General features: G+C 59.0%; 10 protein-coding genes and 4 pseudogenes. 5 read left to right on the top strand and 9 right to left on the bottom strand.

All coding sequences use genetic code 11. From position 1 onward, the window contains the following. Positions 1-218 precede the first annotated feature (218 nt). Together QA643_RS25620 and QA643_RS25615 are read left to right on the top strand one after the other, a co-directional pair. Positions 219-407, top strand: coding sequence for a hypothetical protein (locus QA643_RS25620; protein ID WP_283028615.1), 189 nt, complete (start codon positions 219-221; stop codon positions 405-407). Next, positions 388-2,457, top strand: a complete 2,070-nt coding sequence (locus QA643_RS25615) for a recombinase family protein (protein ID WP_283028614.1) — start codon at positions 388-390, stop codon at positions 2,455-2,457. Before QA643_RS25620 ends, QA643_RS25615 begins: the two co-directional genes overlap by 20 nt. Positions 2,458-2,823: 366 nt before the next feature. Here the strand turns inward: QA643_RS25615 and QA643_RS25610 are convergent. The 6 genes and pseudogenes from QA643_RS25610 to QA643_RS25585 all read right to left on the bottom strand — a co-directional run. Further along, positions 2,824-3,177, bottom strand: a pseudogene (locus tag QA643_RS25610) (transposase); the annotation flags it as partial. A 120-nt stretch (positions 3,178-3,297) separates the two neighbouring features. Then, positions 3,298-4,609 (bottom strand): annotated as a pseudogene (locus tag QA643_RS25605) (IS1182 family transposase); the annotation flags it as partial. A 61-nt stretch (positions 4,610-4,670) separates the two neighbouring features. Continuing rightward, a pseudogene (locus QA643_RS25600) lies at positions 4,671-5,468 on the bottom strand (IS256 family transposase); the annotation flags it as partial. A gap of 61 nt (positions 5,469-5,529) precedes the next feature. After that, a pseudogene (locus QA643_RS25595) lies at positions 5,530-5,859 on the bottom strand (ATP-binding protein); the annotation flags it as partial. Positions 5,860-5,879: 20 nt separating this feature from the next. After that, positions 5,880-6,575, bottom strand: a complete 696-nt coding sequence (locus QA643_RS25590) for a hypothetical protein (RefSeq protein ID WP_283028613.1) — start codon at positions 6,573-6,575, stop codon at positions 5,880-5,882. A 40-nt stretch (positions 6,576-6,615) separates the two neighbouring features. Beyond that, the gene (locus QA643_RS25585; protein WP_283028612.1) at positions 6,616-7,122 is read right to left on the bottom strand and encodes a helix-turn-helix domain-containing protein; all 507 of its coding nucleotides are present in this window, start codon (positions 7,120-7,122) and stop codon (positions 6,616-6,618) included. A 185-nt stretch (positions 7,123-7,307) separates the two neighbouring features. Between QA643_RS25585 and QA643_RS25580 the strand changes: the two genes are divergently transcribed. After that, on the top strand, positions 7,308-8,843 hold the full coding sequence (locus QA643_RS25580; RefSeq protein ID WP_283028611.1) for a DDE-type integrase/transposase/recombinase: 1,536 nt from the start codon (positions 7,308-7,310) through the stop codon (positions 8,841-8,843). 582 nt (positions 8,844-9,425) lie between these two features. Here the strand turns inward: QA643_RS25580 and QA643_RS25575 are convergent. Continuing rightward, positions 9,426-9,941 carry a MarR family transcriptional regulator gene (locus tag QA643_RS25575; RefSeq protein WP_283034929.1) on the bottom strand — a complete coding sequence of 172 codons (516 nt, stop codon included), beginning with the start codon at positions 9,939-9,941 and terminating at the stop codon, positions 9,426-9,428. A gap of 594 nt (positions 9,942-10,535) precedes the next feature. On the opposite strand from QA643_RS25575, the gene QA643_RS25570 reads away from it, so the two are divergent. Both QA643_RS25570 and QA643_RS25565 read left to right on the top strand, forming a co-directional pair. Further along, the gene (locus QA643_RS25570; RefSeq protein WP_283028610.1) at positions 10,536-11,264 is read left to right on the top strand and encodes an autoinducer binding domain-containing protein; all 729 of its coding nucleotides are present in this window, start codon (positions 10,536-10,538) and stop codon (positions 11,262-11,264) included. Between the two features lie 350 nt (positions 11,265-11,614). Further along, on the top strand, positions 11,615-11,890 hold the full coding sequence (locus tag QA643_RS25565; RefSeq protein WP_283034928.1) for an avidin/streptavidin family protein: 276 nt from the start codon (positions 11,615-11,617) through the stop codon (positions 11,888-11,890). A 524-nt stretch (positions 11,891-12,414) separates the two neighbouring features. Here QA643_RS25565 and QA643_RS25560 read toward each other — a convergent pair. After that, positions 12,415-13,050, bottom strand: coding sequence for a phosphocholine cytidylyltransferase family protein (locus tag QA643_RS25560; protein ID WP_349253308.1), 636 nt, complete (start codon positions 13,048-13,050; stop codon positions 12,415-12,417). Next, a complete protein-coding gene (locus QA643_RS38740; RefSeq protein ID WP_349253298.1) occupies positions 12,980-13,213 on the bottom strand; it encodes a sugar phosphate nucleotidyltransferase in 234 nt (77 codons plus the stop codon). The genes QA643_RS25560 and QA643_RS38740 overlap by 71 nt, the downstream gene beginning before the upstream one ends. Positions 13,214-13,359: the final 146 nt, after the last annotated feature.

The following is a 13,359-nucleotide window of genomic DNA, read 5'->3' as shown; positions in this document are numbered from 1 at the left end:
CTGCAAGCGGCTTGGGGGTGAGACGCATTTTGTTATCAGACAACCTGACGCCACGTTAACGCTGCTGCCGGCATGGATGGCGGCTCCCGCCGCCGCTTCCTTCCATCTCAAAGCTGATCCGCGGCTTCCGGTGGATCGTCTACTGGAGGCGCGTCTTCTTGTCGACGCGCTCTTAGCCTCCTCTTCCAGCGAATCGTCCCATTCGCGAGGAGGTGGTCATGGCGGATGCATCACGTCATCAGGGGGATCTGTTCGAGAGCCCTCCGACATACACCAGCATTCCAATCGAAACCCATCAGCAAATGCTGGAGCTCTTAAAGGAGCTTCTGACCGAAGCGCTCACCGACAGCGCAGTCGAGGCACACGACGTGAACCGGGAGGACAGCGATGAGCAAGATCACGCCTGAGCACCTTGCTCGCCACGCCGTCGTCTACATTCGTCAGTCGACGGCCGACCAGGTTATCAACAACCGCGAGAGCCAGCGCCGCCAGTACGGCTTGGCCGACCGTGCGCGGCAGCTGGGCTGGAGCGAGGTGGTCGTAATCGACGACGATCTCGGTCGCTCGGGTGGCGGCACCGCGCGTCCCGGGTTCGAGAAGCTGCTCGCCGCCATTTGCGAAGGGCGAGTTGGCGCTGTGGTCTCGATTGAGGCCTCTCGGCTGGCCCGCAACGGCAGGGATTGGCATACGCTCCTGGAGTTCTGCGGGCTCGTTGGAACACTGATCGTCGATGAGGATGGCGTCTACGATCCGCGCCACCCCAACGATCGCCTTCTGCTCGGCATGAAGGGCACGATGAGCGAGATGGAGCTGTCTATCTTTCGGCAACGCTCGCTTGAAGCCTTGAAGCAGAAGGCACGTAGGGGTGAGCTCTTCCTCAACGTCGCCATCGGCTATCTCAAGGTCTCCCACGATCGGATCGAGAAGGACCCTGATCGGCGCATTCAGGAGGCGCTCGTACTCGTGTTCACCAAGTTTGCCGAGATGCAGACACTGCGCCAGGTCCACCTCTGGTTACGGCAGGAGCGAATCACTTTGCCCGCGGTCGGCCATGGCCCCGAGGGCCGCCACGTCGAATGGAAGTTACCAGTATACAATACGATCCACCACATCCTGACCAATCCCGCCTATGCTGGCGCCTATGTCTTCGGGCGCTCGGGCAGTCGGGTGACGATCGAGGCCGGCCGCAAGAGGATCGTGCGGGGCTTCCGGCGCGAGCGCAACGACTGGGAGGTTTTGATCAAGGACCACCATGAGGGCTACATTACGTGGGCGGAGTTCGAGAGGAATCAGCGCCTGATCACCGACAACGCCAACGGAAAAAGCTTCATGAGTCGCGGCTCGGTCCGCCGCGGCGAAGGCCTTCTCGCGGGGCTTCTTCGTTGCGGCCACTGCGGCCGCAAACTTCACGTTGCCTACAGCGGCACGCACAGTACTGTCGGGCGCTATCATTGCCGCGGTAGCCAGATCAACCATGGTGGAGACCCGTGCATCTCATTCGGCGGTCTGCGCGCGGATCGCGCGATCAGCGCGGAGGTCATCGCGCGGCTGCAGCCGCTGGGTGTACAGGCGGCACTGGCGGCCATGGAAGCGCGCGGGCGTGAACACGCCGACAAGCTGCGTCAGCTCGAGTTGACTCTGGAGCAGGCACGCTACGAGGCAACTCGCGCTCGTCGGCGATACGAGGCTGTCGATCCGGACAATCGCCTTGTTGCCGGCGAGCTGGAGCGGCGCTGGAACGAACGCCTGGTCGCTGTCCGCGAGCTTGAGGGCGAGCGCGAGACGTTGTTGGCTACGCCGGAGATGACGTTGAGCGACATCGATCGCGATCGGTTACTTGCGCTTGGTGCCGATCTCGAGAGAGCTTGGGAAAGTCCGGGTGCAACAGCTGCGACGCGCAAGAGGATCATCCGAAGCTTGATCCATGAGATCGTTGTGCGCATCCACGACGAGGTGCTGGACTTGATTGTCCACTGGCATGGCGGCGATCACACGGCATTGCAGGTGAGGAAGAACCGCACCGGCGAGCACCGCTGGAGCACCGCAGCAGATGTGGTCGATCTCGTTCGTGTCCTCGCGCGTCAGATGCCCGATAGCACCATCGCCGCGGTTCTCAACCGCGCCAGTAAATCGACGGGGCGGGGCAACAGTTGGACCCGTGTCCGCGTTTGCAGCCTGCGCAATCAACACGCCATTGCGGCCTACCGAGAGGGCGAGCGCGCCGAGCGTGGAGAGGTCACTTTGGACGAAGCTGCAACTGCGTTGAAAGTCAGTCCTTCGACGGTTCGCCGTCTGATCGAAGAACAGAGCTTGCCTGCGCAGCAGCTGTGCAAAGGCGCACCGTGGATGATCAAAGCGGTTGATCTGGAACATCCCGATGTCAAGCGCGCCGCGCATGCGCGGCGGTTCCGGCGGCCATCGTCTGGCGATCCGGGTCAAAAAGAACTTCAACTCTAAGGGGGTAGCGAGATGCGTAGTATGAATCTGACTCGGGCGGCCCGGGAATGTCAGATATTTTGTGTAAGAGGCCTCTGTGAAGGTTGAATCGCAGTCGTTTCTTGCATCAGCCGGACATTGCCATCGATCTGATGGTGGCTAACAATGGCCGGGCAGCAAGCTCTGTCAAGGCCGCAGCCGCCGCAGGCGGGGGCCGCAGGTCCGCCTTTACAGAGCTTGCTGATCGGCCAAACTCGTGCCGCCGGATGAGACGGCTGATCGACACTTTGGTCATCGCGCTGATCCCGGAAAACGCGAGCCGAACTGAATGGCGAACTGACCCATGGCGGCAGTCCACTCGACGCCTCGCCGCCACCTCAATCCGGCGTTCTTGATGGCGAGATAAAGCAGCTTCAACGCCGCGTCGTCGTTGGGAAAGCTGCCGCGGGTCTTGATGATCTTGCGCAAGCTACGGTGCAGCGCCTCGACCGCGTTGGTGGTGTAGATCATCTTGCGGACGTCAGGAGCGAACGCGAAGAACGGCACGACCTGTTCCCAGGCGCGGCGCCAAGCCTGGCCGATCGCCGGATAGCGCTTGCCCCATTCGTCCTCGAACTCCTCGAGCCGGACCAGCGCCATGTCGGCATTCTCGGCCCGGTAGATTGCCTTGATGGCAGGCAGGATCGCCTTGCGATCCTTCCAGGCTACAAACGCCAGGCTGTTGCGGATCAGGTGCACGATGGGGTCGTTGAAGAAGCCCGTATCTTCGATTGACTCGCGTTCTTGCAAGATGACAGTCGCGCCGTTGGGAGGCCTCAGGTCGAGGCGATCCTTAAACGGCCGATCGTTAACGTGAGGAGCGAACACGAGCAAAATGGCTAAAGCGGCTGCGGCCAACCGCTTCAGATTGATAGCAGCGGCGGTGAGGAAAGCTACGCATGTTGTCTCTGCCACGGCGTATGGCGCGACGGAGACCGTGCCAAGTCTTGGCTTCGCCATGGACGCCCTCGACCCGCCAACGATGACGCCGATAGAGATGGCGTTCATGCTCCCCCTATCTGAGCCTCTTGCGCCGCGCTCTCAGTAACGACGGGTGGTTGACATTGAACACGACCACACGAGCGTGGCGGGAGGAGCTCACGCAATGCGGCCGCAGGGGACAGGCCGAACAGTCTTTGCCACTCGCATGGAAGTGTTGGAAAGAGTCCCGTTGCAGCTTGCCTTTGGGCCGCAGGATCTTGCCGGTTGGACAGCGCACCAGGTTGTGCTTGGCATCGAGCCTAAAGCGCCGCGTCGGTATGACCTTGCCAGGTTGCCGTTCGGCCTTGGCTGGTACAACGGCATCGATCTGGCGGTCCTCCAACGCCCGAAAAACCTTAGCATAGGCGTAGCCTGCATCCATGGTCGCCGTCTTAATAGCGACACCGGTTGTCAAGGCGATGGCATCGAGCTGAGCTTCTAGGGCCATGCCTTCGTTCTGTTCGCCGGTCGTCACCTCGACGTCGACAACGACGCCCTTCAGATCATCGACAGCCGTATGTTGTTTATAGGAGGGTTCGAGATGACGGTTACGACCGTTCGTCGCCATAGTCGCATCGGGGTCGGTCGTGCAGATCTTTTTGTATTTGCCGCTCTGACGGTCTTCCCATCCGAACTCGGATGGATTCGCCGCCTCTACGTCGGCAACATGGCGTACGGCCAAAGCGTCCCAGCTCACATTCGCACGGATCAGCGATGCATCGATATGGATGATCTCGCCGGCCACAATCTTGGCTGCTATGCACGCCTTCACGGTGCGTTTGAAGATGTTGCGAAAGCGCTCGGCACCCCAGCGCTGGCGAATGCGCGTCAGCGACGAGTGGTCGGGTAGCACCTCGTGCAAACCGTAGCCGACGAACCAACGGATCGCGAGATTGACCTGCGCCTCGCGTAGCAGCCGTCGGTCATGGATGATTCCCAGCAGAAAGCCGGCAACCATGAGCCGAACAGCCACTTCGGGGTCGATCCCCGGGCGTCCGGTATCTGTGCAGTAGAGATCGGTGACCTCGTCACGCAGCCACGAGAGGTCCAACACGCGATCGACACGAGCGAGGATGTGGTCGTCTGGAACGAGCTGTCGCAACGAACCAGTGATGAACAGCTCCAGCTGATCGCGCTCTTTCCGGCCTAGCATCCTGCCCACCTCGCGAATCAAAGAGAACCGGCGGGACCAGTGAATCAACGTCTGCAGACTTCTTCAACAACCCCACGATGCAGGTCTGTACCACGGTCTGCGGATAGACCGAGGCGATTGCCTCGGGAAAGCCCTTGAGTCCATCGATCACCGCGATCAGGATATCGTTGACGCCGCGCGTCTTCAGGTCGTTGATGACCTTGAGCCAGAATTTGGCGCCTTCGGTCTGCTCGATCCACAGGCCCAGAACCTCCTTCTCGCCGTCCGGATTGAGCGCCAGCGCGACATAGACGGCCTTGTTCTTGACCATGCCTTCATCGCGAATCTTGACCCGCAGCGCGTCGAAAAACACCACCGGATAGACCGGGTCGAGCGGACGGGTTTGCCATTCCCGGACTTCGTCGAGAACCGCGTCGGTCACCCGGCTGATCAAATCCGGCGAGACCTCGGCCCCATAAAGTTCGGATAGATGCCCCTGGATCTCGCGCACCGTCATGCCGCGCGCGTAGAGGCTCAGGATTTTGTCGTCGAAGCCGTCGAAACGGGTCTGGCCCTTGGCGATCAATAGCGGCTCAAAGCTGCCGGCCCGGTCGCGTGGCACGGCTATGTCGATCTCGCCGTCCTCGGTCAGGATTGTCTTCGCGCTGGTCCCGTTACGGCTGTTGCCGCTGCCGCGGCCGGCCGGGTCCCCCTTCTCGTAGCCAAGATGATCGCTCAGCTCCGCACCAAGCGCCCGTTCAATCAGCGCCTTCTTCAGCTGCTTGAAAAGCCCGTCCGCACCTGTGAGATCTTCAGGCTTCTCATAGTTAGCAAGCAGTTGATCCAGTAGTTCAGGTGTAATCGTCGTGTCGGTCGTCATGTGAGTCTCCTCGGTAAGGTAAACTCACAGAAACCTGCTTACACATTCTTTCTGACACCCTCGGCGGCCCGAGCAACAGCACATTCTCGCCGTTGGCGATCCAACGTGACGCGGCAAGATCGCGGATCTGCTTTGGATCGATTGACGGCTGCGCCTCGAAGTCGAAGCCAGCGAGCTCCTTCACGGCCGGGAAGTGTGCGAGCTTCAGCGCCATCTCGATGCGGCGATGGTCTTTGCGTGCGATCTCGCGCTCGCACAGCAAGATCAGCATCTCACGCGCCGACAAGTTCGCGCGCGCCGCCTCGTCGAGGAGGCTGTCGAGCTGATCGCGGATCCCGGAGAGCTGCAATCGCGCCAGCATGGCATCTAGCGGATCGGTCGTTGCTTCCATTACCTTTTTTGCCCTCGTGATCAGAAGCTTCCTCCGACCACGGCTTCGTATTCGGCAAGAGGACGTAACAACGACGGCGGTGAGGACGGCGCCGGCACCGCCGCGGCGATCTCCGCCCGGCGGACCGCGCCATTGCGACCAGCAACACCATCGAGATGGGCGGAGTCGATGATCCGCAGCCGGCGACCCTCCGATTGCTTGTGGACCGCAACCTGTTGCAATCCATGGCGGGTCCGCACTTCGCCGGCCGCGATCGTTACCGCCACGCGCTCGCCAATCAGCCGCCACGGTACCGAGTAGCTGTTCGTGTCGATCTCGACGGCGCAATCATTGCCGACGACGCGGGACAGTTCACGCAAGGATCCGAACGACGGCTGCCCGCCGAGCGGCTTCAACCGATGTATCTCGTCACGCGCGAAGCGGATGATCGGCGCCTCGCCGGTCGTGCCGTGGATCCGAACGTTCGCAATCTCTCGCTCCCATTTGTCGAGATGCGCCTCGAACGCTTCCCAACTTGTAAAGGAATGACCGGCGATCGCGTTCTTCTTCACGTAGCCGACGCCGTTCTCCGTCTTGCCCTTGGTGCGCGCCCGATATGGCGCGCAAGCGCGAGGGCGAAAGCCCCAATGTTTTGCGAAGGCTATCAGCTTGTCGTTGAACTGAACCGACCGGCTCACTGCGTCGTGGCGCACGACAAGCGCGCGTGGATTGTCCATCAGCACTTCCTCCGGCACACCGCTGAAGGTCGTGAATGTGCTAGGCGAACCAATGCTCCTGCCTCTCGGCCCGGAACGCACACACATGGAGCCGTCGCGAGTGTCCAAGCGTTGCCACGAATACGAATGCCTTGACTTTCGCTTCTCCGATCTCGACCAGGCGCTCCCCGAAGTCGATCTGCAGCTGCCGGCCCGGGGGCGTCTCAAACCGCGTCGTCGCCAGCGCCTCCGCCTTCAGCGCCTGGCGATAGGGCTGCACGGCGCGTTGCAGCGTCCGCCGGCTGACGGCTACGCCTTTCTCGGCCAGCAGATCCTGGCGCACCACGTCGGCATTGCCGCGATGCCGAATGAGCCTCTCGCGCAGCCAACTCTCAAGGCCGTCGAGACGTTTCGGCCGCTCAGGCGACTTGAACGGCTTCACCCCGCCCGCCGCCACGTAGTCCTTCACCGTGTGATGGCTGCAGCCCAGCTGCCGTGCAATCCGCTTCACACCCCACCCGCACGCCCTCAGGCGCATCATCTCCGCCACGTCATCCGGCGTCTTCATCACCTGCCCCCGTGGATCGCCAGCCTTCAGTGATTCGTTCCCGCTTCATTCACTCTCTCCTCAGCTATCCGAGGAGGGGGCAATTCCTCGTGACGCTGAGGGGCGCATTGCCTCACTAAAAATGTTACCGGACAACTTCCTTGTCGAGTCTGGGGCGGAGCTGCCGAATCAGTTCGGTGGCGGCTATGGCAGGAAAGATCAGCGTGCGCGCAAAGCGCGAGATCACATCAGCGCTGGCCGAGCGTTATCGGGCGGGCGGGCGAACCGAGAAGGGACGGATCCTAGACGAGCTTTGCGCCGTCACGGGATGGCATCGCAAGCACGCGATCCGAGCACTGTCAGTGGACGGCGCATCGGGATCAGCCGTGCCGCGGCGGCGGGGCCGGACCTACGGGGCTTCCATTCGCGTTGCACTGATTGTGCTATGGGACGCCTCTGACCGGCTCTGCAGTAAGCGGCTCGTCTCGATGATCCCGTTCTTGCTTCCGGCACTTGAACGGCACGGCAGATTGCAGCTTTCTGCCGATGAGCGGTCGCTGGTTTTGAAGGTGAGCGCGGCGACGATCGATCGCCTGCTGAGCGATGTAAAGATCGCCGCAGCCGGAGGACGCCGACGGCGGGCGGGCTTTTCCAGTGCCGTACGGCGGCAAGTCCCGGTGCGCACATTCAATGACTGGGGATCACCTCCGCCGGGTTACTGCGAAGCGGATCTGGTCGCGCACGGCGGTATGTCCGTATCCGGCGCGTTCATTCAGACGCTAACAATGGTGGATATCGCAACGGGGTGGACCGAATGCTTTCCGCTCGTCGTGCGTGAAGCAGCTCTTGTGGTCGAGGCTCTCGAGCGCGCGCAGAACCTATTTCCCTGGCCCGTTCGCGGGCTCGATTTTGACAACGACAGCGCCTTCATGAACGACACGGTCGTATCGTGGTGCCGCTCTCACGATGTCGAAGTCACTCGTTCCAGGGCCTACAAGAAGAACGATCAGGCGTTCGTTGAACAAAAGAACGGAGCTATCGTTCGCCGCCTGGTGGGCTACGGGCGGTTTGAAGGTATTGATGCCGCTCGCTCATTAGCTCGCCTGTTTGCGGCGGCACGGCTGCACATCAATTTCTTCCAGCCCTCATTTAAGCTGAAGGAGAAGCACCGCGAAGGTGCCAAGGTGATCAAGCGCTATCTTCCTCCCGCTACGCCGTACGAAAGAGCATTGGTCCACCCGAGGCTCAATGAGGCATTTAAACGTCGGCTGCGGGAGATTTACCGCACGCTTGATCCGGTGGCATTGCTGGCACAGATGCGGGACGCTCAAAATGAGCTGGGCAAGCGCGTCGATCAGCGGGCTGGAAAGCCAGCGATGACTGTTGCGCCGGTGCAAAGCGACTTGGCGGCCTTTGCCCGAGAGCTCGGCGACGGTTGGAAACAGGGTGAGCAGCGGGGCATTCATCGGCGCCGCTATTTGCGGCGCAAGCCTGTGCCACGTCGGCCATCGATGCTCGACCCCTACATCCCTATCATCGAGGAATGGCTCGCCGCGGCTCCGCACCTGTCCGCAGTCGATCTTCTCTCTCGGCTGGAAGCGCATGCGCCCGGTCGGTTCGGCGGCCATCAGCGGCGTACGGTGCAGCGATTGCTGAAGAATTGGCGATCAAAGGCCGCTCGACAGCTCATCAGCAGCACAGAGATCACATTATCGGTCCAAGCTTCGTGTCTGAGTATCTAATCCCAACAGGTTCTTTCGCCGAATCACCGCAAGCCGCTCGCTCGCTACAGCGCGCTGGAGGGCGCGCTTCGCGAGCGGCTTGCTCGAACTCGCGGCAGCTGATTCAGGAGACACCAGGGTGCGCTTCGGTAACATTGTCATCTGAGGCAATATGAGGGGGCAGTTTTCCATGGCGGGCGACACGGGGCTGGTGCAACGATTCCGGAGTCGGCTGGCGAGGTATTTGCATCGAGCGAGATGATGGCAAAGATCAAGGAGCCCTGAGCCGTTGCCGCAATGGCGAGAGAGCCAGATCCTCTTCACTTATCTGCATCGGACACGCTTTTTTCCGCTACTAAGGACTGAATAACCGAGGCAGAACAAACAACCAATGAGCATCCACAGCGAAACGTATCTGGGAGGGACCCATCAAGGCTTTATCAGACTACACGGCAATGCCCGCAGAACCGGTAACCGCTGGCGGAGACCCACAGTGAGAGTCTCTTGGGAGAACACGGGTATCTTTTAGCTGCATGTGTTTCTAATCGGAATTAACGCGACCTAGAAAGAGACGCCATTTCCGAGGATCGTGCATTCCGCTCCTCAGAAATCCAGAGCTACTTTCAACCGAGCTTTCTCTAGCCGATGTCTGAGTGCAGCGAGCCTGTTAGCGAACTCGGTCAACTCGCGAACATCGAATTCACCAAAAACGAATTCATCGAGTGCGTCCTGTTGTGCCGCGAGGCCCGCGAGATGCTTGTAAGCCTTGTCCGTCAGCGACATCTGTACGACCCGGGCATCGCTTGTGGAGGGCTTGCGTCGCAAAAGACCTTTTTTCTCTAGCAGCTTCGATTGGGTCGTGACGAATGAAGAGTCGACGTGCATCAATTTTGACACCACGTTGACCGGAACACCGTTTTCTCTGTCAAAGTCCGCCAAGGCCATCACGATCATCCACTGTGGCCCAGTGATGCCTACTACGTTGGCCTGGACTTGCCGAAGTGCCTCCAGGTACACATTGATGGACCTGATCTCCCACTTGAATCGCCGGACCATCTCGTGACTCTCAGCAGAGCAACCGCCGATCACTCTTGCTAGGTTAGGCAAATCCGGCGGCATGGTATTTTCGGTTTCCACCCTTGGCTTGTTTTCCGCTTAGCGTAAACTGAAAGCAGGGACAATGCCGTCCCAGAAAACAGATGAAAGTGCTGGTACGCTTCGGACGAAAGTGAAGCGCTTCGATTACAGCGACGAAATCAAGCACATGTTGTGTACGTTACGTACAGACATGGCTCTTTGGTTCCACGCTGGCCGATATAATATATCAGGGCGCTTAGGATTTCGTGCGTCTTCATCTGGTCGTGGCCACTGCCACTGCGTGGTACTCAACGACTTGCAGAGCCGTTCGAACAAATCGATTGCCAATCAAAGGGGTGCATCACGTTATTTGATGTCTCTCACCGGCCTATTACTCCCAACGATATTGGGGCCAAACAATTTCCGGCCCTAAGGATAGGAGCATGGATTTCCATAACTGGGTTGGCGTAAGGGCAGTGGTCTCCCTCTGCGCGTCTAGCTCGGCCGCGCAGCGTTGCCGATTGTCTCTGCACAGCTGGGGAGGTCGCATGACCTACTTGGTCGGGCAGCTTGTTCACTGAAGAGCCGTGAGTTCATTGGAAAGCACAGCGACGTGTTCACGATGGTAGAGTCGGAATGAGCCCGGTGGAAAGCAATTTTCAGGAGTTCATTGATAGTATCCAAACCGCAAGCGACACGGCTGAATTTGAGCGTGTGGCAACGCGTGTCACACAGAAGCTGGGGTTCCAGCGATTTGCCTATCTGCGCCTGACCGGCGAAACGTCGATGTTGATTTCGTCCTATCCCAAATCCTGGACCAGTCGTTATTTCCAGCTTGGATATCAGCAGCTCGATCCTGTGGTGCACCGCGCGCGTATCGAGCGCGCATTGTTCAGTTGGGGAGGGGAGGGTTCAGCCCCGGTCGGAAACCGCGAGCAGCGCCGGTTCTTCGATGAAGCGGCGACCTTCGGCATTACATCAGGCGTCACTGTGCCGATCAGGGGCGGATTTGGACGAATGGCGGCATTTACGCTGGCGACGGACGACCGCGAAGTTGATTTGGAGCGGCGCGCGGCTGACTGGAAGGATCTCGTACATCTCGTCGGGTTGTATTTTCATAGTCATGTCGCTGCCAGGCTTGACGTACCCTCCACCGATAAACTTACCGGAAGCGAACTCACTCAGCGCGAGCGCCAATGCCTTGCATGGACTGCACAGGGAAAAACTGTCGCAGATATCGCGGTTCTGATCCAGATTGCGCCGCGCACTGTGGTCTTTCATCTTGAGAACGCTCGCCGCAAGCTCGGTGCGGCATCTATTGCCCAGTGCGTCGCAGAAGCCTTGCGACGCGGTTTGTTGTCCTAGTCGACACCGGGAGTATCCTATTCATCAAAATGAAAGAGATCTACTGGGCTCAGTTCTTCTTCAACTTCTGCCATACGCTCGCCGGGCGACATTACATCTATTGGCTCGCCCATCTTGATGAAAGGGCGCATCTACTGCCCATACGAAGAATGTTCTGTACAAGGCATTCTAGAAGCCGAGAATGTAATATAGGCTGCTATTTCTAAGCGAGCTTATTGGAGTTCTCATGATGAAAAAAATTTGTAGGACTTTTCCAGATCGCTCAGTTTTTCTTGCTCTCAGGCGAGGTCTTGGCCCAAGGGCTGCCGGCACCGTCGTATTGGAAGAATGAGCGTGGCTCGGAGTTGTTTATGTGGTGCTCCAACAACGGGCGCATACAAAGCACTTTTACAAATCATGCTCAGGGTTTCCAATGCCAGGGGATTCCATATCCTGCATCTGGCGCGGTTAAACCAACCAGTCTGTATTTCGTTGTAACATTTTCTCAATGCAATTCGTTCACGCGCTGGGTCGGAAGGACCAATGGTTCTCAAATGGCAGCGTCCTGGACGTTGTTTTATGTCGACGGAAATGGCCGACCGCAAAAAAAACTGAAGGGTGCCGATACCTTCACACGGGTATGGTAGATAACCGATCTTAGTTCTTCTTGCTTCTCCCGCTCAACGACAACCTGGATCGCCGTCAAACCTTAGCTCTTCGATTCCGACCGGTCCCGTCCTTGTTTATCTGCCATGCATAATTCTCGTAAATCCGTCCGGTGTAGGCCTCCACCGGAGCAGTCAGCGCCTCAACCAGTTCGGCACCTAAAGCTCGATCAGGAAACCCATGCCGATCGCCCGGCCAGCTGGAAGCGATAGTGAAGCCGATGCCCGCGGCGTGCAGCTTGCGCGCAGCATCCCCCGGTGAGCAGCGTACCGTCAACATCGGATAAAACAAGCGCAATGCGGGTTATGAAGGCGCTCTCAATTGACGGAGTATGTCAGCGACAACGCATCAAGCAAGCTTCGATCGAGACCCGGAATTTCGCGCTGCCTCGGATCCGGTGGTTCAAACGCCGCGACACTACTTGCGGCACAAAGCAATCTCCATCTTCGAAGGGCGATTCGAACCAATCGGACAATCACTCGCCGATGGTGCTAGCATTGGAACTTCACCTATAATGCAGCTCATTCGGCACGCCGAAGGCTTTCGCCCTTGCGAAAATGCGTTCCGCGATGCGCAGATCTTCGGTGCTGTCGATTTCGTACCACCTGAGATCGTCGCAACGCGCGGTGGCGAGCCGTAGACCACGTCTTTCCACCAGATCGGCGAAAAGCTCCTCCGTGTCGGCCTGCTTAGCTCCCGAGCCGATGATATCATCAAGAGCTGGAACAATCATGGCTCTGAGCGTCATCGCCGAGAGTCGTAGCAGCTTCAGTGTCTTGAATGGTCTTGGACCATCCGCGGTAAGCTTTGCTGAGAATGCATGCGGAAACCTGAGATGAAGCTGCGATCGGACAATAGAACCGCGGACCCGTGCATCAAATGCATTGAAGGGGGCGACTGCAGCCACATCGGTCGCCTCTCCGAACAGTAGGTAGCGCAGCGCATCCTCCTCAAAGAAAACGTCGCCCTCAAGAAGAAAGCGGTCTTCGCAAAGAAGCGCCTCGCGCGCCAGCCATAGGGAATAGGCGCTACCCGTACGGTCGAAGACGATCGACTCGATATATTTAATTTCAAGCTCGCCACAGCGGCTGCCATAGGCATATTGAATGGCTTCTTTCCGGTAGCCCACGACGATCGTCACCTCCTCTACGCGCGATGGACTCCAAATTGCGCAGAGCGTTCTGAAGGATCGGAGTTCCGTTGATCTTGAGCAGCGGCTTCGGAAGCAGATCGGTCAGCGGACGCAGACGGGAGCCCAATCCGGCGGCGAGAATGACGGCTTTCTTGGGAGCATTGCTAGCCATTTCATTTGCCTTATTGCGCATTTGCTTGCAGGCCTTGAGGACCTCGACGAGCAGCCCGAAACCGAATCTATCGTTGTTGCAGCGGCGTGATGCCGGTCCGAATCCTTGGAAATGCGAGCCCACGAGTCAGAAGAGACAAATTATGG

The sequence above is a fragment of the Bradyrhizobium sp. CB3481 genome (assembly GCF_029714305.1).
GTDB lineage: Bacteria > Pseudomonadota > Alphaproteobacteria > Rhizobiales > Xanthobacteraceae > Bradyrhizobium.
The sequence above is the reverse complement of the archived record's forward strand: the minus strand, read 5'-3'. Positions and strand labels throughout refer to the sequence as shown.

Bases quoted from the DNA above. Each gene is read 5' to 3' on its own strand.
- QA643_RS25590 (WP_283028613.1), bottom strand. From the start codon at position 6,575: ATGGACAATCCACGCGCGCTTGTCGTGCGCCACGACGCAGTGAGCCGG.
- QA643_RS25570 (WP_283028610.1), top strand. From the start codon at position 10,536: ATGAGCCCGGTGGAAAGCAATTTTCAGGAGTTCATTGATAGTATCCAA.
- QA643_RS25580 (WP_283028611.1), top strand. From the start codon at position 7,308: ATGGCAGGAAAGATCAGCGTGCGCGCAAAGCGCGAGATCACATCAGCG.
- QA643_RS38740 (WP_349253298.1), bottom strand. From the start codon at position 13,213: ATGGCTAGCAATGCTCCCAAGAAAGCCGTCATTCTCGCCGCCGGATTG.
- QA643_RS25620 (WP_283028615.1), top strand. From the start codon at position 219: ATGGCGGATGCATCACGTCATCAGGGGGATCTGTTCGAGAGCCCTCCG.
- QA643_RS25565 (WP_283034928.1), top strand. From the start codon at position 11,615: ATGTGGTGCTCCAACAACGGGCGCATACAAAGCACTTTTACAAATCAT.
- QA643_RS25585 (WP_283028612.1), bottom strand. From the start codon at position 7,122: ATGAAGACGCCGGATGACGTGGCGGAGATGATGCGCCTGAGGGCGTGC.
- QA643_RS25615 (WP_283028614.1), top strand. From the start codon at position 388: ATGAGCAAGATCACGCCTGAGCACCTTGCTCGCCACGCCGTCGTCTAC.
- QA643_RS25575 (WP_283034929.1), bottom strand. From the start codon at position 9,941: ATGCCGCCGGATTTGCCTAACCTAGCAAGAGTGATCGGCGGTTGCTCT.